Genomic DNA, 24,275 nt, shown 5'->3' with positions numbered 1-24,275 from the left:
TTCAAGTTTCCAGAATCAAAGTTCTAAAGCTAAATTACTTAACAGCACCTGATGTGACACCTTCGACATAGTACTTCTGCATATAGATGAAGAGTAATGTAATAGGAATCGCAATCAGAACACATCCTGCGGTGAATGTCATAAATAGTGAATTAGCAGTTGTCTGAGTCATCATTGAATATAACCCGATGGCAACAGTGTAATTCTTAACATCATCACCCATGATAATCTTAGCAAAGATGAAGTCCATCCATGGACCCATGAATGCTGTCAATGCTGTATAAACAATGATGGGCTTAGATAATGGTAATGTAATTTTAGTAAAGATTTGCCATTTGTTGGCACCATCGATCATAGCTGATTCATCCAAGGCCATTGGAATTGTATCGAAGAATCCCTTGGCAACATAGAATGCTAGAGCAGCTCCGGCTGAATAAACTAGGATCAAAGCTAGTAAACTACCAGCTAGGTTTAGAGCCTTAAGAATGTAGTAAATAGCAATCATACTCATGAAAGCTGGGAACATGTTTAGAACTAAAGCAACCTTTAGAAATGGTCTACGTAACTTGAATCTTAAACGAGACAAGGCGTATGACATTGAAATTGTGATGAAGGTTGACAAAACACATGTACATACGGAAACGATTAATGTATTAACAAACCAACGGACAAATGGATAGTTGCCTGAAGCATCAGTAATCAGCTTTGTATAATTTGATAATGTGAAATGCTTTGGAATAATATATGGAACGAAAGCTCCACCTTCTTGTCTGAAACTGTTCAATACAATCCACACGATTGGGAATAACCACACAACAGACATAATTGTCAGGATAGCATAGACTAGTATTTTAGTACGTTTCTTTTGAGCTTTATAATTAATTTCTCTTTTTGCCATTTCTATTATCCCTCCTTATATGAATTAGTATGTGTGTATGCCCATAAACTAAATACGGCAGATAGAATGAAGATCAAAATACCAATAACAGAAGCTAAATTATAATCCATTGTATTTACAGTCAAATTATATAGCCAAGTTACAAGCAAATCGGTTGATCCGGCACCATAGTAATTTGAGTTTGTAGGTCCACCACCAGTTAATAGGTAAATAACATTGAAGTTATTGATATTACCAATTAATTGTTGGATCAAAGATGGCATCATAACGAAAAGAATTTGTGGGAATGTAATAGATCTAAAGATTTGGAACTTATTAGCACCATCCATAACGGCAGCTTCAATCTGTTCTTGATCAAGGTTTTGAATAATACCAGTTGTAATTAACATAGTGGCTGGAATACCAATCCAGAGGTTAACTACGATGATAGAGAACTTAGCCATTGTTGGATCTGTTAGGAATGGAATAGATTTACTAATCCAACCCCAACTCTTCAAGATAGAATTAATAGGACCAGCATCGTTTAAAAGATTACGCATAATCAATAGTGAAATGAACTGTGGAACAGCCATTGTCAAAATAAAGATTGTACGCCACATTTTCTTGAGTTTAATTCCTTTTGTATTGATCAATAGAGCTAGAATAACTCCAAAGAAGAAACATGATACTGTGGCTATTACAGCCCAAACTAGAGTCCATCCCAATACTGGGAAGAATGTTGAGGCTATATCACCAGTAATAACATTAGAAAAGTTATGAAAGCCTACCCAAGTAAATAAATTCTTTGGTGGTAAATTATTATGATCGTAATTTGTAAAAGCAATTGAAATCATATATAACAGTGGCAAAACTGTGAAGAACAATACACCCATTAGAGGAATTGTCATAAGAGTCTGATGGAATCTTTCATTCAAAAGACTCTTTAAATCATCTTTAGTAGATGGAAGTGGTTTACCAGCTGCTTTAAGTTCATAAATATTTCTTGCACTCTTCAAGTTAACGATATAAAGAATTACTAGAACTATACAAATCAAAATTGCTGCAATACCAAACAAGAGGATAAGCATGGAGTTATCACCTTTTTGTAACACATCCATACCTAACTTGGAGTTATATACCAAGCCTTGTTTTTTTGTACCTAATGTCTGCAACATTGCTAAAGCATGAATACCATTGCGAATTAGCCAGAATAAAAATCCAACTTCAGCAACTAAAAATATTAACCCTTTAAGAATTTGTTTATTTGCAAAGTTTGAAAAGCCCATAATGATAAATGAAAGCTTTTCTGGCAATCCGCCCTTCATAAACAATTCTCTAAATGTTATATGTTGTTCCGTGGAATGTTTCTTAAACATATAATCGCACCCTTACTTTTTTTTTAGAGAAAATTGTTCTTTTAATTTGACTTCTTTGCGGAAACTGAAACAACTTTATCTAATTTCTTTTGATAATCTGATGACTTAATCTTGCCCTTGTATGTATCGTTGATGATTGAGTCCATTTGTGGCCAGAAGTTTGTGATTTCTGGAACCTTAGGCATAACAACTGAATGATCTGAAGCTGACATTGTCATAACTGACTTAGCTGTTTCATCATCTTTAACTGCTTGTGTTTGTTGAGCCTTAGTATTTGAAGGAACAACACCATTCTTGTTGAATTCAACCTTTTGTGTAGCTTCATTACTTAAGTAGTTAGCAAGTTTCATAGCAGCAACTGGTGATTTAGTTTGTTGGTTAACACCGTAAACTTTAACACCCAAGAATGCCTTCATTTGAACGTCGCCACTACCGAAGTTTACTGTTGGATATGGAGCAACGGCCATGTTCTTACCTAGAGCCTTCTTAACATCGTTCTTTGACCATGGGCCTGAAAGGAATGCATCTGTCTTACCTGATTGTAGATTTGATAGAGCAGCAGCGTTTGTTTGTACAACACCTGAGTTACTCTTTTGTTTTGCAATCCAGTCTAGAACTTGAATACCCTTTTCATTATTGAAGTTTGTTCCCTTAACTGTTTCACCATTCTTACCGTAAAGGTTATCGCCATTACTCATGAATAGTGGTGTGAAGATATAGTTAGCACCGGCTTCAGCGAAGTTTGTACCTAATTTACCTTTAGATGTTAATGTATCCCAACTCTTAACATCTTCTGCTGAAAGTTTTGACTTGTTGTAGTAAAGAACTTGTGATTCAACACCATATGGGAATCCATATACTTTGTTCTTCCATGTAACACCGTCAACAGCTGATTGAACGTTGTTAGCTTTAACAGTCTTTGTATACTTCTTTGATACTGGGTAAAGCAATCCGGCATCTGCCATTTGACCAATTTGATCATGAGGCATCATGAAGACATCAGCAGCTTTTTCAGGATCCTTTGAAACATCCTTTAGAGCATCAGCTGATGATCCAGCCTTAACGGTAACGTGAATCTTAGGGTTGGCCTTTTCGAACTTCTTAACTTGTCCCTTGATAGCGGAAACATGTTCGGTATCGATCCAAACCTTAATATTTTGAGTACTACTACTATCGCTAGATGAACTGCTGCTCTTGCTGCCGCAACCAGCTAAAACTAGCATTGACATACTTAGAACAACTCCACCTAAAAGAATCTTTTTCCAATTCTTCTTCATGCTTTTCTCCTCCTAAAAAATATCTAATCACTTAACAACTTCTATATTACCCATTTTTTCACAGGTTGCAATCGCTTTCACAATGTTACCGCTAACAGAAACAATTTCAGTTATAATGTTTACTAAAATAAAGACAATCATCTTAAAAAATGGCTAAAAAAAGAGCTACTCAACGTTTATGAGTAGCTCTTTTGCTAAAAATTGTTAATTATATAGCTTTTCCTTCAATGATAATTGGATCATAGTCAATCGTTAAAATACCATTTTGGACATTTACTAGTGAATTATCGATCAAATTAGTATATTGATCACTTCTTACATTAACCTTGGCACGTCCTGGTTGGCCTTTCAATGTGAACAAACCGACTCTAATCTTGTTGCCCTTAGTATAAGTTACTTTGACAACATCATTATCCAAAGCCTCGATTTCATAGTTACCAGCATATTGAATCTCATCTTGACTCAATTCATGCATTCTAACCATCAGAGCACTAAGATCCATCTTTTGATCTTTCCAATCAATCTTATCTTTATCGAATAGACTTGGAGTATGCTTCATACCAGCCTCTTGACCAGCATAGATCAAAGTTGAACCTTTTTGGAATTCGGAGAAAGCAGTCCAGTTGAACATATCATTTTCATTAATGAACATCTTATGAGCTCTAACTTGATCATGATTCTCCAAGCAACGCATCTTAATGTAATTCTTTGGATAAATATATTCTTGTTGATCCAAGGCTTCAATATAACATTCCAATGGAACCTTGTCATTGACATACTTACGCCAAATCTCATCAACATCATAATCATAAGTCATATCAAAGGCTTGATACATTTCACTATCTGATTCAGCGCAGAAGCCTCTATCTCTCAAGTATTTAATGTACCCACCACCAGAAGTTTCAGCTAACCAAACCATATCTGGATTGACCTTTGCAACTTCCTTACGAGCTTCTTTCCAGAAATCAAGTGGAACTTGTGGTGCTACATCACATCTGAAGCCATCAACTAAGTCAGCATACTTCTTCAAAGTTTCAATTTGATACTTCCATAGATCTTTATGAGAGTAATCTAATTCCGCAACATCAGTCCAATCAGGGTTCTTATTCATCAAATTGCCCATGCTATCACGTAAGAACCAGCCTGGATGTTCTTTCAAAAGTACAGAATCACGTGAAGTATGATTGTAAACAATATCAATCATTAACTTCATACCCATGTCATGAACTTTCTTAGAAAAATGAACAAAATCATCCCATGAACCAGTCTTAGGGTCAATTGAACGATAATCTTTGATTGAATAAGGTGAACCTAATTTACCCTTACGATCCTTCTTACCAATTGGATAGATTGGTAAAAGCCAAATGTAATCAGTTCCCAATTCTTTAATACGTTGTAAGTCATCCTCTAATGCTTTGAGGGTTCCTTTTTTAGTATGATTTCTTACGAAGACACTATAAATTTGAGCTCTTCTTAGTTTAACATCAGTATTATCTGCCATAATTTACACCCCTACTATTATTTTGATTCCAAAGCACAACTTCCCCACGGATCAAGTGTTAGTTCGTTATTAGTCAACTTAACTTCATTAGTTAACACTTTTTTCCATTTTGCCTCTGGTAAAGTAAATTTCTTCACTTTATTAGAAAAGTTGGTTACAACAATGCCCTTGTTATCTCTTGTTTGACGCAAGTATGCATAAATCTCTGGATCAGTGATCAATAATTGGTAATCACCGTTAGTAAAACAATTGTGCTTCTTAACACTTAATAAACTCTTGTAAAATGCCGCTAAACTCTTGGAATCTTCTAACTCAGCTGACACATTAGTTGCATCCGTCTGACCCCAATTCCATGGCTCTTTAGTTGAGAAACCACGATATTGGGAATCGTCCCATTGCATAGGACCACGAGCCGTCATTTCATCCTGATTATTTAACAGCTTTAGAATCTCTTCGTCTGCAAATGACTTCTCACGCAGCGTTTTAATTAAATCTACAGCTCTCTGATCGTCAAAATCAGATACTTGTTGATACTTCAATCCGTGCATTCCAATTTCTTCACCATAGTAAATAATTGGCATACCGCGTTGCAAGTACATCAAAGTTGCTAATAACTTGCTGACGTCTTCATTATCAACTGGTAAATTCAAGCGATCACGTAAACGACTAATATCATGATTACCCCAAGTTAACGTTGGCAGACTAATATCTGCTAACACACTTTCCCATGTCACATAAGTTTTTTTCAAACGGTCAAGCGACAAACGTCTTGTTTGGAAAAAACCTGGGACATCTGGATTACTGTCATCATAAACTTCACCATAATTGCCTGAATTGACCACTACATCACAACCATCTTCATCTGGTCTAGTATATTCGGCTGCATTTAAAGCATTAGCTGAAGATGCTTCGCCAAACAAGAAAGTATCCGATTTGAAGTCTTTGATCTCTCTGACAAATGTAGCTAAGTAATCTTTAACCTTTGGCAATTTAGCGTAGAAAGTGTCATCTGCTGGGAATTGTTCACCTTGGATTAAAGAATTTTGTTCCAAATTTGCTTTAGCTATATGGATAAAGGCGTCTAATCTGAAACCATCAACACCCTTTTCAATCCAAAACTTAGCAATATCCGCAATTGACTTACGTACTTCTGGATTCTTCCAATTTAAATCAGGCATTTTTTTATCAAATAAGTGGAAATAGTATTCATCTGGATCATTAGGATTCTTTTCCCAGACACTACCGCCAAAAAATGAGCCCCAGTTGTTAGGTTCATGTCTATCTACTTGTTTGTGCCAAATATAGTAATCCTTGAAAATACTATTAGGATTGTTAATGGCATCCTTAAACCACGGATGTTGATCCGAAGTATGGTTGATTGGTAAGTCTAGAATTATATGTAATCCTAGATGATGTGCCTTTTTCATCATTTCTGTAAAATCATCCATATCCCCGAGAATTGGATCAATTGCAAAATAATTTGAGACATCATAACCGTTATCAATTTGTGGTGACACAAAGATTGGATTTAGCCAAATAGTATTAAAGCCTAAATTCTTAATATAGTCTAAATGCGAAATTACTCCTTGAATATCTCCGATACCATCATCGTTGGTGTCCTGAAAACTTTTGGGGTAAATTTGATATACAATTGCTTTATCATACCAGTTCAAAATACATGGCCCCCCTTTTGTAAACCCTTACATACCAGTATAAAAAAGTAAGCCCCACAACCGCAAGGCTTTGTTTGATGTTATCGGTAACAGTTTAGTCTCTCAAAGTACCACCTAAACTGAGTTTGGGTTCAAAGACTAGAGAGCCTTGTGATTCGCCACTTTGAATTTTATCCAAAAGTGTCTCACCACAAGCACTACCCATTTGAATAATTGATTGCTTAATTGTTGTTATCTTTGGTGAAGCAACCTGATTCAAAAAGACGCCATCAAAACCGGTTACACCAAAATCATCAGGAACTTTCCCTCCACAACGAACAATAGCGCGCTCTACTCCAAGTGCTAGACGATCAGAAGCACAGATAAACGCTGTATTTTTAGGAATCTTATCCCAATTTTGTCTTATAAAATCTTCAGACAGATGACTGTGATTACCAAATCGATGTAATTCAGGAACCATTCTTTTTTCTTGAACTTGTTGTAAATAACCCGCTTCACGTGAATACTCGAAGGATTCTTTACTATCGATACCGACGTAAATCAGCTTTTCATATCCCTTTTTTAAGGCTAATTGTGATAACAAGTAAGTACCTGCTTTATTATTTGTATCAATAAAGTCAAATCCATAACGATTCTCGCCAAATAGAACCACTGGTTTTTTTAGATCTTTGATCCAGTCAACATCACTAATACGCATCCCCGTAATGATGTATCCATCACAATTACCAATATCAAAGTTCCGACGTGTAACTAATTGCAAGGAATATTGATGCAGGTCTAAAGTCTTAGCGATACCAATCATCAGATTCATATAATAAGGTTCCGTTGTATCAATATCTTCTAAAATACATAGCTTAATAATTCGTGTACTATTATTGGCCAAAGCTTTGGCAATTACATTAGGATGATAATCTAACTCCCGCATCGCTTCATAGACCAATTGCTTTAATTCATCAGTAACCTTATCTGGATGATTGATTACTCGTGAAACCGTCATTTTTGAAACATTGGCTTTCTTTGCTACATCTAATAAAGTGGTCATGAATTCCCCTCCATACATCACAAGTTAATTATATAACACTTTAAAAGCCCTTTCAGGAGCTTTTTTATAAAATTAAATAAATAGTATTTTTAACCATTAATATTTGACTAATTGTATTTAAAACTATTTAAATGAGCAACATGTTTGAACATCTTCTATAATTGAGCAAAAATCTAATCGAATATTAATTGAGAAGATGATAAAAATGATTATTTATTTAATAGCCATCACCGTTTTCATGATTCAGTGTTTCATTATGTTTTACATCTACATTACCCAACACAAAAGATTTAAAAAGGAAATGAAGAACCCTTACGGATCAGAACAAGATTTAAACCAATTTTTCTATTTTATGTTACTGCCCTGCTTAAATGAGGGAAAGGTCATCAAAAATTCTTTGACCTATCTAAATAATCTAAAAGGTCGTAAACAAATTATTGTTATTGATGATGCTTCAACTGACGACACTGTGGCCCAAGCCAAAGGTACAACCGGCCCCATTAGTATTGTACAAAGAAAATTACCTAACGCACAAACTGGTAAAGGCGATGCCTTAAACAGTGCTATTCCTACAGTACAAAAAATTATTAAAGACAAAAAACTTGATCCACAAAAATGTATTATTGGTGTCCTTGATGCCGACAGCGTACTTAGCGCCAACAGTATTTATAAATTGAATGAATCGTTTGAGGATTTACATACTGATGCTGTTCAAATAAGAATCAAAATGAAAAGTCCTAAAAAAATATTACAAACCTTTCAAGATATCGAATTTTTTGTTGTTAATCATCTGATCCAGTTAACTAGAACCCATCTTAAAGCCGTGGCTCTATGCGGCAATGGGCAATTCTTCAGAGTCTCAACAGTTCTTGACAGTCTAGGCGAAAAACCTTGGGGCAATGCTTTACTTGAGGATTATGAATTAACTCTACGAATGGAATTACACGGACTAGTGATTAAATATGTCGATGAAGCTTATGTCGAGCAAGAAGCTCTAACAAAAGTTAAAAAATTAGTTAGACAACGTGCTAGATGGGCTCAAGGTGGATTTAATTGTTGGAAATACGCAAAAAAAATTACTACCTCTAAAGTCATTTCAGTTGGACAGAAATTTGATACTTATTTCTTCTTTATTCAACCCATTTTAAATATTCTGGCCGATTTCAGTATCATTTATCTAACCATCAATTTTGTTACACGATATGTGCAGAATCCTGAATTCATCTTCATAGCTTTCATTATCATGACCTTCATTAGCTTGTTTTTTGGAACGGTCTTTACAATTATCTACCACAAGGAACTAAAGTTACATGACAAATCACATTTGGTTATTCAAAAAGAAGATATGATCAATGAAAAATTGCATTTCAGAAAAATAATTCTATCAATTGGTCTAATTTCTTATATCTACGTTATTCTTTTTTTCAGTTTGATTATTTCTTGTTATCACTTACTAGTTGGACATACTGGCTGGGATAAAACTCAACGCAATTAAAAATCAGCTAATTCAAAATCGAATTAGCTGATTTTTTATTTATTTTTTAATTTTATATGTAATTTCTATTACAATGAAAATAATCAAACTTACAACTATTGCTCCAATAAAAGGATTTATTAAAAAATTAGGAAAATATAAATCTTTAGGGATTTGATTTACAAATATATTAAATTTCATAATCCTCACCTCTTATTAGCTATAATTATCTCATCATCATTTTTATATAGCAAAAAAGTCGCCTTATAGACGACTTTCTGGTTACGGAGTAAACGTACTGGTGTATGTACCTTTTTGAATTATTTTTGATTGATAGATACGCAATGTATGTATCTATCGAAAGTAATTATCTAATCTATTTACCCAAATGTAAACTAACAAATAGCTCTATAACTAAACTGTTAGTTTGATGTGACGGAATTGTAAGATAAACATGATTATGAAATAATAAATTTGAGGTGAAATCATGAATTCAGCAACGCAAGTTTTATTAGTTATTGCCAGTTTCATTCTGGCCCTATCCGTTCTGGTTGGTTTAATTTTAATTTCAACCAGTCTCTTCCAAATCAAGGGATTGATCAGGACTAAAAACAAATTACTACTCCAAAGGAGTCGCCCTTACGTGATTTGTCGTCGTATCAGAAAACAAACTATTGAAATCCGTAATGTCGGTAACAGTCCTGCTAGAATCGACGAAATTGAAAGTGATACAGTCGACTTTTCATACCTTAATCAAAAAGATATTTTTTCCGGTCAATTCTTTAATTATCCAATTGCTGAAAATCAGGATGCAAGTATTTTTGTGAAGTATCACGACCAAATCAATCATTTTGAGGAAAAATTTACTGTCTGAATCTAACATTTTCAGTATGGACAAATCATTGTTATGAAAACTTTCCTATTATTCATCTTACAGACCTTACAAAACCGTTAGGACTATTGTTTTAGTATCTATGATATTATTCCTAGTGAATTCGGAGGGATAGATGATGAATAAAAAAGTTGGCATTAGTTTAGTAATTGCATTAATCGTTTTAATACCATTTATGGTTTATCAATTCTGGTACGTTCCTAACTTCACTGGAGATGATTATTATACTTACGTTGGTGATTCATACAAAGAAATTATCGAAAAAGATGATTCTGGTGCCGACTATAAGGAATATTACTATAAGCAAAAAGCTTACGACAAGGATGGCAACGAAAAGTTATTAAAGTTCAATAGCACCATCGGTCGTCCTATCAAAGCTGATAACTATTTAAAAGTCGTTTATAACCGTAAATACGACAAAGTTCTTTCTTGGGAAAAGGTACAGAAGAAAGAGGTCCCTCGTAAGACAGTTGAACAAATACTAAAGTAAATTTAAAAAGTGCATCTCAAAGCGTAGAACTAATTCGTCTACATTTCGAGATGCACTTTTTTGATATATTCTATTTTTTACCACAGTTGAATCGGATGTCGTAATATCTTTTTTATTTGAATTTTATAGCAAATAATTCCCAATACTAACCAAAGAAAATCTACTAAAATATCCAAATAAACGTCGCCTCTCCCTATAACAACATAACGAATTGTCTGTGAAAAAGGAAAAACATAACTGATTACCCGCAGCCATTGCGGATAACGATCAACTAAGACTAAAGTTCCTGCTACAATCGTCGCCAAAGAACTTACAATATTTACATAAAAATATGGATTCCCCTTTTGCCAAGCACCTATTGCTGCTACAAAACCAACTACCACTCCAGAAATAACTATTAGGGGCGTCATAAACATGGCTCTAACTAGTAATTCAAATGGTACTTTAAAGAAGAATAAAATTATTAGGTTAATTATGACCAATACTAATCCAGCCAAAACAGATGTTAATATCTTAGTGCCCCAATAATTAATAGAATACGGTCGATTAACTACCATTTCTTTATCAATTTTTAAATTTCGATCCATTACAAATAATTGTGCCATGCTTGACATTGATAAAGTTCCACCCGAGAGTACCACTGTAGCAACTGCTACAGACCAGCTAAAACTATTAGTATATTGTGCATCAATTAATACTAATAAACACAGATTAATTAAAGGTATCAAAATAAAATGGACAAATCTTGTTTTCCAATTTTGCAAATAAGAGAGTGACGAAAATTGAATTTTCATTTTACATCAACCTCACATTTCCGGTTCGCTTAGACAGTATTAACAAATATTTTGTTAAAATCCAGGTTACTACGCCCCATAACACACAGCTTAAAATAAATCCAAGAAAATTAAATTCTGATGTCGAATTAAGCAAGGCATGTATGGGCGAAGCAATTGGAATTATCCATTGAAATGGTATTAGAATTGGTTTCAATATTGGAGCTGAAGAAAATAATCCTGACAAAAGTAACAACGGAATTGTAATCAATTCTTCGTACACAATGGCATTAGTAGTTAGAAGAAAAAGTCCTGCAATCAAGAAATCCATTAACGAAGCGGCCAACCACAACGTACCTACTAATAGGACTAATCGCATAGACACATTCGAATGCGACACACCTAATAAGACTGCAAGGAGATACGAAACCGGAAAAGACAGCAGTCCAAAACTTGATGCCGGTAATAATAATGCCATTAAAGAGATCCGATCATCTATCCTTGTATTAGTTAAATATGGCAAGGTCCCCTGGAACCTTTGAAACCCTATACATCCGGCAGACGTCGTAGCAGATGACCACAATCCGAATATGCCACTTCTTATCCACAGACTAGTATCATTCAATTGCTTAGTCGCATAAGCTACTATGAACTGTAATAAGAAAAGCGATATCGTACTTGAAATTGTCAACCAAAGAAAATATTGATTTGATGCATAGATTTTCAAATGAAAACAAAATAATCTAAGAAATCTCATTGTTCAGACCTCCTAAGTTGCGGAGCAATTGCCAAATATGATTCCTCCAAAGTCGCAGGACGATCAATATGGTGCACATCAGATTGTTTAATAATCTCTGCCACAGTCCCCGAAGTAAATATTTTACCAGCACCAATTAATAATATTCTGTCAGCTAACGATTCAATTTCACTCATAGTATGACTAGTTAACAAAATTGCAGCACCCTGATCTGCCAATTGTTTGATTATCTTACGAATCTCAGTTGAAATTTCTACATCTAATCCACTAGTAGGTTCATCTAAAAGCAATAGTGGCGGATTTCCAAGTAAGGCTCTAGCTATATGCAACCTTTGCTTCATCCCTTTTGAAAAAAATTGTACCTTTTTATTTGCCACATCAGTTAATTCAACTAAATCTAATACTCTTAATGCTTCTTGTCGTTGTTGCCGACGTGGAACTCTAGCCAAATCAGCAAAGAATAATAAATTATCCAATGCCGTAGCTCTTCCGTAAAAACCTAATTCTCCGCCTAAGACGACACCTACTTTGGGCTTAATTTTATTTTTATATCTGTTTTTTCCATTAATTACAACTTCACCGCTAGTAGGTAATAGATAACCACCAATCATAGAAACAGTAGTCGTTTTACCAGCACCATTGGGGCCCAATAAAGAAACGATTTCACCAGCATGAACATCAAAACTAATATCATCTACCGCGTCAAATTCTTTTCCATTTGATTCAAAAACTTTACGTAATTTTTTTACTGAGAGAACTGAAGACACTTATATCACCCGTTTACTATTTTTTCAAATGTATGGGTGACTCTTATTATTCTTTATCACCAAATACATTCTTTGAATATAATTTACTCTTCACCGCAATCATTGACATACATATATCCTCCTAATTGACATAACGCCTTTGTATATCGTCACATCTCTACTTATGGTCTAATTATATGATTAAAATTCAGTAAAACAACATCTTAATTAAAATAAAACTAATTGTTTTAATCTTTTTCACATTATGGAAATATAAAAAATTCCACAGCTATTTTTCAAGTTGTGGAATTTTCATTTTATTTATTTTCCAAAATCAATACATCATAAGGCTTCAAATCAATTTCCTTAGTTGTCATCGTTTGTGTTAACAAATCTTTACTATTGGGATAAGGATTTCTAATTTGTTTAGCCTTACCATCAGTATTAATAACAAAAGTATAGCGGGCTGTCTTACCCGTTCTAGTGATAATCTCAACGCCAGTTTTTGTCTCATCTGCTTTGATCTGAGCCTGTTGCAAAATGTCCTTCATAAAAAAGTCCATAGCCTGATCATTCAATCTACTGCCCGCATAGTAAGCAAAACCTTTTCCAAAATGATTCTTCGTTAAAACAGAATTTTTTTGATAGAAGACTTCATCACTATAATGAGCTAGTGACTCTGCTGTTTGTGGTTGAACCAAATCACAAACTAAGCTACCTTTTCCAATAACTTTGCCGTCGAATACCAAATCATGCGTCTGATCAAATGGTAAAGCATCAGTTTCTTCATACTTTAATCCTAAAACATTCTTTAAAAGTCCAGGATAACCACCGAGATAAACATTATCGTCTTTATCAGCTAAACCAGACATGTAATCAGTGACAAAAATACCACCATCTTGAACAAACTTTTCAATCTTAGTAGTCATTTTTGGCGAATTGATATACATACTTGGCGCAACAACGACTTGATACTTTTCCAAATCTGTTTCTTTGGAAATTATATCAACGCCAATCTTACGATCGTAAAAGGCTCTATAGTAGTCATAAACTTCTTGAACATAATCTAAATTAGTCGTTGGCCCCATGCAATCTTCTAGCCCCCAGTAACTATTCCAATCAAAAATTATTCCAACCTTCGATTGATTACGTGAATTTTCCAAATCTTCAGGTAATTGACTCAATTCGTTACCTAGCTTCTTTAATTCACCAAAAACACGTGTATGGGTTGATTCAGCGTGTGAAATCATAGCACTATGCAATTTTTCTGAACCATTACGAGCCTGTTTCAATTGGAAAAATTGAACGGTTTTGGCTCCATGAGCCATTGCTTGATAACTGAGCATCCGCATCTGATTGGGTGCTTTCAGAGAATTAAATGGCTGCCAATTCTGTTGACTAGGTGTCTGTTCCATTAACATAAATGGTTGATCTTTGACCCCACGCATTAAGTCGTGTTGCATAGCAGTATAACCAGCTGGCGTATCAAAACTAGGATAGTTATCCCAAGAAGCAACATCCATTTCTTTAGCCCATTTGAAGTAGTCCAAATCTTTTTGTGAACCCATTAGGTTGGTTGTTACCGGACGTCGGTCATATTTTCTAATGATGTCTCGTTCCATCTTAAAATTATTCAAAAGACTGTCGGATTGAAATCTACGATAAGCCATATCTAATCCTGACATTACTGGTTTCCCATTATCGTATGTATCACCAATCCTCATTGGAGGTACAATTTCATCCCACTTATGATAAGTATGACTCCAGACATTCGTTCCCCAAGCTTGATTGATTTTATCCAAATCATTATCATACTCATATTTCAACCATTCTCTAAAAGCCTTCGTACAATTCTCACAGTAACAATAACCATTGTATTCATTCGAAATATGCCAGTGCGTAATATTCTTAACTGAAGCATAACGTTGCGCTACTTTTTCAACCAATTGACTGGCCAAACGTTGAAATTCAGGACTATTAGGACAAGCGTTCTCACGTTTTCCACCAACTTGACGTCTTCCATAATCATCTACACGATTGATTTCCGGATACTTTTTAGTCATCCAAAATGGTAATGCCGCTGTAGAAGTTGCCATAACAATTTTTATATTGTTCTTTTCTAATAGTGCAACAATTTTATCTAATTTATCAAAGTTAAAGACGTCTTCCTCTGGTTCTAACAAAGACCACGAGAAAACATTAATTGTCGCTGAATTAACACGTGCTTGTTTCAATTTGTCCCAGTCGTCTTGCCAAGTATTTTCAGGCCATTGCTCAGGATTATAGTCACCACCGTACAAAATTGACATCATCTTACCTCTAACTTTCCACCATTGGTTTCGATTATTCTTTGATACCAGTTAAAGCTCTTTTTCTTAATTCTCAACAATGATTTAGGAGAATAGTCATCTCGATCGATATAGACGAATCCATAACGCTTATCGTAACCATTTATCCAACTCAACAAATCAGTAAATGACCAAGCACAGAAACCAAACACTGGTACTCCGTCAGAAATAGCTTTTCCAACTTGTACCAAGTGATCATTTAAATAGTCAATTCGATATTGATCATCTACTTGACCACCTTCTAATTTATCGAAAGCCCCTAAACCGTTCTCAGTAATAATGAGTGGTAAACGGTATTTCTCATAAACCTGTCTCAAAGCAATTCTAAAACCAATTGGATCAATTTCCCAGCCCCAATTGGTTTTATCTAGATAGGGATTTTCAACCGATTGAAATAACTGTGATTCAGGAGTATTACTTTGTGCATCTCCGGCCATCAAATAAGGATCAATTTTATCAAAATTCTTTCCTGTAATAACCTTTTCAGTATCAGGTGCCTTGACCGTCCCTCCGTGATAATAATTAATTCCAAGAAAATCAGGTTTACCTGTTTGCAAAACTTTTTTATCCTCAATAGTCACGTCTGGTGCTATATGCATCTGCTTTAACAAGCGCATAATTCTTTCTAGATATTCGCCCCGACAATAAACATCTAACCACCAATCATTGTTAAATTGATTAGCATCAACGGCAGCCAAGACATCTGCAGGGGAACTGGTCAATGGATAAACTTCCCCATAGCCAAAACTAGGGCCAATCTTACCTTGAGGGACCACCTGATGGAATAGTTGAATAGCTTTAGCATTTGCTAAATTGACAATATGATTAGCCTGGAACATTCTTTTAGAGTCTGAAACATTGGGTGGATGAGAAGCCCAACGATAGCCTAATGACGTGAATACATTCTGTTCATTAAAAGTAATCCAATATTTAACTTTGGTTCCAAATTTATCAAAAAGTATTCGACAATATTCCACAAAAGCATCGATTGTATGACGGCTTTCCCAACCACCGTATTTAGTTTGGAGGACTTCTGGAAGATCCCAATGATACAACGTTAAGATAGGTTCAATCTGATGTTTTTGAAGTTCATCAATCACCTTTTCGTAAAAATCTAATCCTTCTTGATTAACTTCACCTTCACCATTGGGTAAAATACGACTCCAAGAAACACTAAAACGATAGGCCTTAAGTCCCATTTCTGCCATCAGAACAATATCTTCTTTATAATGATGATAAAAATCAACTGCAATTTGACCATTAGTATTATGCTTAGTTTTACCCGGAATTTTCGAGAATTCATCCCAAATTGATGGACCTTTGCCATCAGTATTATAGGCACCTTCGACTTGATAAGCTGCCGAAGCCGCACCCCACAAGAAATGTTCAGGAAATTTCATAGTCATTTCTCCTTTTGTTTAATTATGAATCAATTTACCACAGATATTGTGCTTAGTAATTAAGGAGAATAGTACAAAAGTATCAGATATTGAAACTACTTATATAATCCACGAAACTTTCCCGGAGTAACCTTCTCACCACGTTTAAACATTGAGATAAAATAGCTATTAGTATTAAAACCAACTTTCTGTCCAATCTCGTCAATTGAAAGTTCTGGTTCATTCAATAACAATTCTTTAGCCTTTTTGATACGATAATCAATTAAAATTTGATGTGGCGAACTGCCATAATTAGTTCTGAAAGCTTCCAAAATATATTGCAAGCTATAATTAGTTAGTTTAACAAAATCATCATTATTTAAATCCTGTTGATATGAATTACGAATCAATTGTAAAATCGGATCTATGATTTTCTTATTCAACTGATAGTTATGAGGATTAACAACACAATATTTTTTTATCAAAAGCATGAATTCATAGACCAATGTCGATGATTCATAAATATCCAAACGATTATTTTCTTTAAATTCTTTGTGATGGACTTCAATAAAATCTCTTAATTTATCTTCTGGAGATTCAATATAGAGATAGTCTTGGAATCCTAACACTTTGGTTATTTCTGAAATTAATAAACCACCAAATGAGAAATAATCTGTAATCCAGAGACCGCTTTTAGAATGATACGAATGAGGAATATCTTGATTTATCAAAATACCCTGATTTTCTTTCAATTCTATTGTTCTACCTTCAATATTTACTATTCCTGTACCCGAATATGTTTGTAACCAATGAACATAATTATATCCTTTCGGTCTAGACACATTCTCTTGTCGCCATTTATAACCAATACTATCTACATATAATGGCAATGATCTGTCCTTTGCTTTGAAACTGTATCTCACTTAGTCCATCTTCAATATGTTATATTTAGCTGGCATTATCTTTAATTACAATATCATTTCCATATGCTAGATTAAAGGTAATCAAACGGAAAGGAAATGAGATTTTACTTATGAAAGCGATTACAAATTGGTTTCGAAATAGTTTTAGTCCAGCATTAGCAAAATTCAGTAATATGAAATATATGTTGGCATTACGTGATGGGATGATTATCACTGTTCCATTTACGATTTTTGGTAGTATTTTTATGATTTTAGCAAATTTACCAATTCCAGGATGGACACAATTAGTTGCGCCCTATCAAGCAAAATTACAATCAGCCGTTAGCATTACTTTTGGTATCTTAGCCGTCATTGTGGCTATTGGTATGAGTCATGAGATGGCTAAGTTAAATAAAGTTGATACATTATCTGGTACAGCTATTGGTGTTTCAGCATTTCTACTTTGTATGTTGAATGATAAATTTCAAATTGATCCTTCAACCTTAGGATCAGATGGTATGTTTACTGCAATTATTGTTTCAATTATCTCTAGTGAAATTGTAGCTTTCTTCATTAGAAAACACATTGTCATTACTTTGCCAGATTCTGTTCCACCAGCAGTTGCCAGTTCATTTGTGGCTTTAATTCCGGCATGTGCTTCTTTAGGATTTTTCTGGATTATCAGAGTTCTCTTCAATATTAAAATCAATGCCGTTATTCAAGCAATCTTCTCCCCACTAGTTGGAGGTTTAAATAGTTTCTGGGGTGTTGAATTTGCGTTATTCTTAACCTTAATTCTTTGGACTGTCGGTATTCATGGAAACAACGTCTTAGGTGCTGTAGCCTCACCTATCTATACTTACTTCCTAATGGCAAATATTAAGGACGTTTCTAAAGGCATTGCTCCCACACACATTACTGCAGACGGATTCCTTGATTTTGGTATGAACATTGGTGGTACTGGTGCCATCCTTGCCTTAGTTATCTGTTGTTTATTGTTTGCTAAAAGTAAACGTTACAAACAACTTGCTAGACTAGGTGCTATCCCTTCAGTCTTTGAAATTAGTGAACCTATTATGTTTGGTTTTCCCGTTGTTTTAAACCCAACATTATCAATTCCATTTATTTTGATTCCAATGGTTTTGCAAGGTATCACATACTTCTTAATGAAAGCTCATATTATTGGTATGGTTATCGCCCAAGTTCCATGGACAACACCAATTTTTATCAACGGTTACTTAATTACTGGTGGTGACTGGCGTGCTCCAGTATGGCAATTAATTGAGTTAGTTATTGCTATTGCGGTTTACCTTCCATTCTTTAAAGTTCTTGATAGAGCAGCTTATAAACAAGAACATGTTGAAGCTATGGAAACTGAAGAAAAAGTCAGTGATGATACTTTGTCAGTTAAAAGTATCAGTGGTCAAACACAAAACGCATAAAGAAAAGAACTTCCAATCGTTTAATAGCGAAAGGAAGTTCTTTTTTATGATCCCGCACTTTCATAAGATGAAATTCCTTTGTCCCAAATCTTAATAGAGATGAACAAGAAGACAACTGAGATAACCACTAATCCACCTAAATTGAACAGCACATTCTTTCCAGTTAAGAAGTAACTAGCCGGATAAAAAGCTGTGAAAGCAAATGGAATAACAAATGAAATGATCCAACGAATCAAATGGTTGAAGATACTGACAGGATACTTAGCAAAATCATTAAACATGTAAAACAAGTAAGTGATAGTATTACTCTTCTTCATCCAAAAAGCCGCAGCCGATGTACCAATCTTTAGAGCTGTATAAATAGCCGTAGCAAATGGAATTGAAACGACAAATAGGATTACTTTTAACAAGGTCCAATGAACTGTGGCCGATGACATGACTAGTAAAATAACGCCAACTAATAATTCTCCAAAAGCATCAACTTGAAAAGTTTCAACCAAAACGTGAAATAACGGATTGATAGGACGTGTTAAATACTTATCAAATTCACCTTTTCTAACTAATTTTTGACCAACAATCCAGAGATTATCAAAGAAAAGATGATCTAATCCTTTAGGAATCAAGGCGAATCCGTAGATAAAAACAATCTGTTGTAAACTCCAACCAGCCAACTTTGGTACCTGACTGAAAATAACTTGTAAAAAGATCAAATTCAAAATTTGATTGAGTAAAACTCCTAATACACCAACGATGAAGTCAGCTTTATATTCCATCGTTTGCTTTAAATATTGTGAAATAAAGATTTTTTCTAAATGTAGGACTCTTCTCATATTAACCTCCCTGGATACTCAAGTGTTTGATAGCAAAATGCCAAACAATTTTTGCTAAAAAAATAAAGAATATCAACCAAAAGATTTGTAAGAGCAATACAGAAACAGTTTGCTGTGCACTATACTTTCCAAGATACAGCATTACTGGCGTGTACAACAGCGATGAAAATGGCAATAGCTTCAGAACATTTTGTAGTACTGGTGGGAAAAATGCCAAAGGTACCAGTGATCCTGACATAAAGATTACCAAGGCATTTTTCAAAACATTTGAACCCCACAGATTCCGAAAGAAGAACACGGTGAAACTGAAACAAATATTAAAATAAAAATTAATTAGATAAGCAATTGTTGCACTGAAAAAGTACAATAAAAGATTAACCAAATTAAGAACTGGTGTCCCTTCACCAACGATTTGATAAATTAAAATTCCACCAAACAGTGGCACTGCTAATACACCAACATCGATAAGTTTGCTACCAATTTCTTCATAAAAGTAATTAGCCGTAAAACTGATTGGCTTGAGGATACGCATTGCAATGGAACCGTCCTTAACCTCGTCTCCAACACTGCTAGAACCATCACTTGAGGTGAGAATTCCGGTAAAGAAGCTCAAAAAGATATATAAAACCATCTCTGGAAAAGTGAATCCATTTAAACTTGAATTCGTGCTCGATTGGAAGACAGCCTTCCATAGAAAGTAAGTTACAAATGCTCCTAAAGTATTACCTAATGCAAACAAAATAAAGTTAGCACGATAAACGATTGCCTCTTCGATACCTGCTGATACAAAGGGACGATATTTTCTCAAGAAGTTAGTCATGTTCGGCCGCCTCCTTTCGGAAAATCCTCCTAACGATGTCTTCTATATCTGCATCTTTAACACTGATATCTTGAACGTCAACTTGTGACAAGGTCAATCTGATAACATCAGGAACTGATACTTTACTACTATCAAATTTAACTCGAACATTCTTTTCATTCTGCGAATACTCAATAGCTGAACCAAATTGAGAAAAGTTTAGACGGTTCGCATCCTCCGCATTGACCAATTCAAACTCAATTTCTCTAATGTGTCCAAAACGATTCTTCAATTGCTTGATTGTTCCATCAAAAACTTCTTGTCCATGATCAATCATGAAGACACGATTGCATAATAATTCGATGTCGCCTAAATCATGTGTCGTCAAAATGATTGTGGTTTGTTCTTCTTGATTGATTTGTTCAATAGCATGTCTGATCTTATCCTTAACTGATACATCCAAACCAATTGTTGGTTCATCCAAGAACAAAACTTTAGGATTATGTAATAACGAGGCCGCAATATCAGCTCGCATACGTTGTCCTAATGATAAAGTTCTTACTGGACTAGTGATGAAGTCATTCAAATCCAAAACTTCATTCAAAAAATCCATTCGTTTATAAAAATCTTTATCAGGCACATTATAGATTTCCTTTAAAACTGAATATGTTTCACGTAATGGCAAGTCCCACCACAATTGAGTTCTTTGACCAAAGACAACTCCGATATCCTTAACGTAATTTTGACGATCTTCTTGAGGGATTTTGTCGTTGATCCGGCAATATCCACTAGTCGGCGTTAAGATTCCTGTTAACATCTTAATGGTTGTTGATTTACCTGCACCGTTAGCACCAATAAAGCCCAAAATTTCTCCCTTAGGTACCTCGAAGCTCAAATCTTTGACGGCTTCAAAAGTTTCGTATTTTGGCTTAATCAATGATTTAAAGGCTCCTACTAGTCCTGGTGACTTAATAGTTTTTCGAAAATCCTTTGTTAAATTAGATACTTCAATCATCGACATCTAAATCCCCCCTTTTAAATATAGTAAGCGTTTACTGTAGTAGCGTACTTTCAATATTAGTCATCTAACCTTTCATAGTCAATTCAATTTTGCAAAAAAAAATCGTTACCGATAACAAGATCAATAACGAATCATTTTTTAGAAACCAAATTTCTGATGATTGATCAAATGCTGTATTTCAACCTTAGGATAACAAGTTTTGACAATCCCTTTTGGATGCAAAGTATCTTCTATTTGGTCAACTCTTGCCCATTGCAAATCAGAATTAGGTGGCAAATCAAAATTCCGGTAATTCAAATGTTGTAACTGATGATATATTTCATCGTTGACTTCTTGACGATAGATCAAATTCAATTGTTGATAATCGATTTTCTTCAATTTCCAGAAGTTTTCCAAGATTCCTGCAAATTCCAGTTTCAAATCAGTTAACCCCAGCTCTTCATACGCTTCACGCTCGGCAGCAGATTGACTTTCTTCATTGAATTTAACGGCTCCACCAGGTAGGATATACAAGTCCTGCTTCGTATTTTCTCGTCTAACAAAGACTTTACCTTTATGTAATAAGATTAATACCGCTCGAACATCAAATTTTTGTTTTTGATTCAAAAAATAACGTAAATCACCTTGTTCTTGCATTCAATCACCTACCCTCATTTAATAATGTCATCATATACCAAAAATGTGAATAAAAACACAAATAGCCAGTAACCCATTTCGAGTTACTGACTATTTTTAGTTGAAATATTTATTAGCAAAGTCCGTTGTTTTATCGATGTAAAGTTGTCCAGCCTTGCTTAATGAATTAGCATGACTCGCACCTTTAACAATCCAAAGTTTTTTGGGACCCTTAGTGTAATCATAATTTAAATAAGCATTTTTCGTCGGTACAAAGTCATCCTTTGAACCATGAATAACGAATAACGGCACCTTATTCTTCTTCAAGCTATTTTTGGTACTAGCTTGATAGAAGTTATACCCTGCTAAGAAATCTGCAAAGAGACTAGCTGTGGGCACAATTGGGAAGCTTGGTAAATGAAACATATCTTTTAATTGATAAGATAATTCACCAGAAATAGTAGAATAACCGCAATCAGCTATGGCAAATCGAACATTCTTGGGATGTTCTCCCAAAGTATACATGACTGTAGCAGCACCCATACTGATACCGTACAATCCAATCTGTGAATCAGAGCCAAACTTCTGATTAAGTCGTTTGATCCAATTCATCACATCGGTTCGATCCTTCCAACCATATCCTGCATAGTTACCCTGACTCATACCAAAGGAACGATTATCCGGTGCCAAAACGTTATATCCAGCGTTGTGAAACATTCTGACATACGATCCCATATATTTACTAGCACTACCAAATCCATGGACAACAACCACTGTTTTGGCGGTTTCCTTCTCAGCTGGTAAATAACGAGCCTTCAATTTTAGATGGTCCTTGGTTGTCTGTTCCCAAATCTGTGGTTTCTGTCTCAAAAACCATTGGCTATTCTTACTCAAGTGACCTTTTATCTGACTACTATAACCACTCTTACTGAATGCATAATTAAACATATATCCACCAGCCGCTACATCAGTAAGTAATGTAACGCCTATAACGACTGATAAAGTAATTTTAACAAATTTTTTCACAGTTTCATTTACCCTTCTAGATTACTATGTTCAACAATAATAATCTAATTGGTAATTTGAATGCAACAAAAAACAGATTAATTGTTAGCTACTTCTTCACTCTTAGCTCTGTTTTCAGTAGCATCTTTATGGAACCAATGAATATGTGAGTCAAAGAAAGCAATCATATCATTCATGAAGTACATGATGTATGTCAAGAATAGAACGGGACTAGCGTCACCTTGTGTAGCAGTAACACCCCAAAGTACGATTGACATAATACCTTGAACTGTCCAGAAGTAATATTGTTCACGGAATCGTAATGTACATAGAAGTGCACCTGTGAATCCAATGGCAGCAGCTACAGAATCAATTACAGGACGTGGACTAATGAATAGATGTGTATCCATCAAATAAAGTAATCCCCATGAAGCAAAGAAGAATAGTGCTGTCCAAAGCCACTTGATAGCGGTTAGACCATGGATATGCTTTTCAGCATCTTTAGCCCATTGTGGACTAACTAGAACAGGAATATCTAGCAAAATAATGTAACTTAATTGAAGAACAACATCAGAGAAGTTCTTAGCATTAATAGCTACAAAGATATAAATAAGTGCTGAAACTAATCCTAAAACACCATTTAAAGGTTTTGCATTAGTAATGGCAACTGTACATGTGAAACCTAAAACGGCCGCAAACCATGTCCAAACAGCAATTGCATTAATAGAATGTGAAAGTGTTGATGCAGTGATGGCCCCCAAGCCAAACATTAATAGCATGTAACTCTTGAAACTCCAGTGTTTCATTTGTTCAACATACCATTTTGGATTAAATATACTCATTTATCCTTCTCCTCTTGGACCATTGCCAAAATATATGATTGTGGCATTTATATTTTGAAATGATCAATTTTTATTTATCCCTTAAACCGTATTTCTAAAAAATATCAATTTAACCGACAGCTAAAATCATACCACCAATTGGACTAAATTTGGCAAATGGTTTCTTGAGCATATTGACGACATATCGGTGTAAAGCGCTTAACTCACTTGCTAA

At 34.7% G+C, this 24,275-nt stretch carries 22 protein-coding genes; 4 read left to right on the top strand and 18 right to left on the bottom strand.

What is annotated here, in order from left to right; all coding sequences use genetic code 11:
* Positions 1-34: 34 nt before the first annotated feature.
* The 6 genes from LKACC16343_RS00230 to LKACC16343_RS00205 all read right to left on the bottom strand — a co-directional run bounded on the left by LKACC16343_RS00230 (position 35) and on the right by LKACC16343_RS00205 (position 7,746).
* The gene (locus tag LKACC16343_RS00230; RefSeq protein ID WP_056952874.1) at positions 35-898 is read right to left on the bottom strand and encodes a sugar ABC transporter permease; all 864 of its coding nucleotides are present in this window, start codon (positions 896-898) and stop codon (positions 35-37) included.
* 5 nt (positions 899-903) lie between these two features.
* Positions 904-2,253, bottom strand: coding sequence for a carbohydrate ABC transporter permease (locus tag LKACC16343_RS00225; RefSeq protein ID WP_056952876.1), 1,350 nt, complete (start codon positions 2,251-2,253; stop codon positions 904-906).
* Between the two features lie 41 nt (positions 2,254-2,294).
* Positions 2,295-3,530: an extracellular solute-binding protein gene (locus tag LKACC16343_RS00220; protein WP_056952878.1), complete on the bottom strand. Its 1,236-nt coding sequence runs from the start codon at positions 3,528-3,530 to the stop codon at positions 2,295-2,297.
* A gap of 208 nt (positions 3,531-3,738) precedes the next feature.
* Positions 3,739-5,031: an alpha-amylase family glycosyl hydrolase gene (locus tag LKACC16343_RS00215; protein ID WP_056952880.1), complete on the bottom strand. Its 1,293-nt coding sequence runs from the start codon at positions 5,029-5,031 to the stop codon at positions 3,739-3,741.
* 17 nt (positions 5,032-5,048) lie between these two features.
* Positions 5,049-6,704, bottom strand: coding sequence for a glycoside hydrolase family 13 protein (locus LKACC16343_RS00210; RefSeq protein ID WP_234032581.1), 1,656 nt, complete (start codon positions 6,702-6,704; stop codon positions 5,049-5,051).
* 94 nt (positions 6,705-6,798) lie between these two features.
* Positions 6,799-7,746: a LacI family DNA-binding transcriptional regulator gene (locus LKACC16343_RS00205; RefSeq protein WP_054641892.1), complete on the bottom strand. Its 948-nt coding sequence runs from the start codon at positions 7,744-7,746 to the stop codon at positions 6,799-6,801.
* 205 nt (positions 7,747-7,951) lie between these two features.
* Between LKACC16343_RS00205 and LKACC16343_RS00200 the strand changes: the two genes are divergently transcribed.
* A complete protein-coding gene (locus LKACC16343_RS00200; RefSeq protein ID WP_056952884.1) occupies positions 7,952-9,241 on the top strand; it encodes a glycosyltransferase in 1,290 nt (429 codons plus the stop codon).
* Between the two features lie 39 nt (positions 9,242-9,280).
* Here LKACC16343_RS00200 and LKACC16343_RS14220 read toward each other — a convergent pair whose 3' ends face one another.
* The gene (locus LKACC16343_RS14220) at positions 9,281-9,421 is read right to left on the bottom strand and encodes a hypothetical protein (RefSeq protein ID WP_156638758.1); all 141 of its coding nucleotides are present in this window, start codon (positions 9,419-9,421) and stop codon (positions 9,281-9,283) included.
* Positions 9,422-9,707: 286 nt separating this feature from the next.
* Between LKACC16343_RS14220 and LKACC16343_RS00195 the strand changes: the two genes are divergently transcribed.
* Positions 9,708-10,094 (top strand): hypothetical protein, encoded by a 387-nt coding sequence (locus LKACC16343_RS00195; protein ID WP_056952887.1) that lies wholly within the window; start codon positions 9,708-9,710, stop codon positions 10,092-10,094.
* A gap of 133 nt (positions 10,095-10,227) precedes the next feature.
* Positions 10,228-10,602, top strand: a complete 375-nt coding sequence (locus LKACC16343_RS00190) for a YxeA family protein (RefSeq protein ID WP_082604541.1) — start codon at positions 10,228-10,230, stop codon at positions 10,600-10,602.
* A gap of 77 nt (positions 10,603-10,679) precedes the next feature.
* Here the strand turns inward: LKACC16343_RS00190 and LKACC16343_RS00185 are convergent, their stop codons facing one another.
* The 5 genes from LKACC16343_RS00185 to LKACC16343_RS00160 all read right to left on the bottom strand — a co-directional run bounded on the left by LKACC16343_RS00185 (position 10,680) and on the right by LKACC16343_RS00160 (position 17,528).
* The gene (locus tag LKACC16343_RS00185; RefSeq protein ID WP_056952891.1) at positions 10,680-11,396 is read right to left on the bottom strand and encodes an ABC transporter permease; all 717 of its coding nucleotides are present in this window, start codon (positions 11,394-11,396) and stop codon (positions 10,680-10,682) included.
* Between the two features lie 732 nt (positions 11,397-12,128).
* Complete coding sequence (locus tag LKACC16343_RS00175; protein WP_056952895.1) at positions 12,129-12,899, bottom strand: ABC transporter ATP-binding protein; 771 nt, start codon at positions 12,897-12,899, stop codon at positions 12,129-12,131.
* 296 nt (positions 12,900-13,195) lie between these two features.
* Positions 13,196-15,190, bottom strand: a complete 1,995-nt coding sequence (locus LKACC16343_RS00170; protein ID WP_056952897.1) for a beta-galactosidase — start codon at positions 15,188-15,190, stop codon at positions 13,196-13,198.
* The gene (locus tag LKACC16343_RS00165) at positions 15,187-16,626 is read right to left on the bottom strand and encodes a glycoside hydrolase family 1 protein (RefSeq protein WP_256970537.1); all 1,440 of its coding nucleotides are present in this window, start codon (positions 16,624-16,626) and stop codon (positions 15,187-15,189) included. Before LKACC16343_RS00165 ends, LKACC16343_RS00170 begins: the two co-directional genes overlap by 4 nt.
* Positions 16,627-16,721: 95 nt before the next feature.
* Positions 16,722-17,528 carry an AraC family transcriptional regulator gene (locus tag LKACC16343_RS00160; RefSeq protein ID WP_056952902.1) on the bottom strand — a complete coding sequence of 269 codons (807 nt, stop codon included), beginning with the start codon at positions 17,526-17,528 and terminating at the stop codon, positions 16,722-16,724.
* Positions 17,529-17,638: 110 nt separating this feature from the next.
* Here LKACC16343_RS00160 and LKACC16343_RS00155 point away from each other — a divergent pair, with 110 nt between their 5' ends.
* The gene (locus LKACC16343_RS00155) at positions 17,639-18,949 is read left to right on the top strand and encodes a PTS sugar transporter subunit IIC (RefSeq protein WP_056952904.1); all 1,311 of its coding nucleotides are present in this window, start codon (positions 17,639-17,641) and stop codon (positions 18,947-18,949) included.
* Positions 18,950-18,993: 44 nt separating this feature from the next.
* Here the strand turns inward: LKACC16343_RS00155 and LKACC16343_RS00150 are convergent, their stop codons facing one another.
* The 6 genes from LKACC16343_RS00150 to pnuC all read right to left on the bottom strand — a co-directional run bounded on the left by LKACC16343_RS00150 (position 18,994) and on the right by pnuC (position 24,061).
* Positions 18,994-19,779, bottom strand: coding sequence for an ABC transporter permease (locus LKACC16343_RS00150; protein ID WP_056952906.1), 786 nt, complete (start codon positions 19,777-19,779; stop codon positions 18,994-18,996).
* 1 nt (position 19,780) lies between these two features.
* Positions 19,781-20,599, bottom strand: coding sequence for an ABC transporter permease (locus LKACC16343_RS00145; protein ID WP_056952908.1), 819 nt, complete (start codon positions 20,597-20,599; stop codon positions 19,781-19,783).
* Positions 20,592-21,599 (bottom strand): ABC transporter ATP-binding protein, encoded by a 1,008-nt coding sequence (locus LKACC16343_RS00140; RefSeq protein WP_056952910.1) that lies wholly within the window; start codon positions 21,597-21,599, stop codon positions 20,592-20,594. The genes LKACC16343_RS00145 and LKACC16343_RS00140 overlap by 8 nt, the downstream gene beginning before the upstream one ends.
* 138 nt (positions 21,600-21,737) lie before the next feature.
* The gene (locus tag LKACC16343_RS00135; protein ID WP_056952912.1) at positions 21,738-22,235 is read right to left on the bottom strand and encodes an NUDIX domain-containing protein; all 498 of its coding nucleotides are present in this window, start codon (positions 22,233-22,235) and stop codon (positions 21,738-21,740) included.
* A 96-nt stretch (positions 22,236-22,331) separates the two neighbouring features.
* Positions 22,332-23,240, bottom strand: a complete 909-nt coding sequence (locus LKACC16343_RS00130; RefSeq protein WP_056952914.1) for an alpha/beta hydrolase — start codon at positions 23,238-23,240, stop codon at positions 22,332-22,334.
* Positions 23,241-23,317: 77 nt separating this feature from the next.
* Complete coding sequence (gene pnuC / locus LKACC16343_RS00125) at positions 23,318-24,061, bottom strand: nicotinamide riboside transporter PnuC (protein ID WP_056952915.1); 744 nt, start codon at positions 24,059-24,061, stop codon at positions 23,318-23,320.
* Positions 24,062-24,275 lie beyond the last annotated feature (214 nt).

Origin of the sequence: Companilactobacillus bobalius, from assembly GCF_002179915.1 — a bacterium.
In the GTDB taxonomy this organism is placed as follows: Bacteria; Bacillota; Bacilli; order Lactobacillales; family Lactobacillaceae; genus Companilactobacillus; species Companilactobacillus bobalius.
This window is presented reverse-complemented; position numbering and strand designations above follow the sequence as displayed.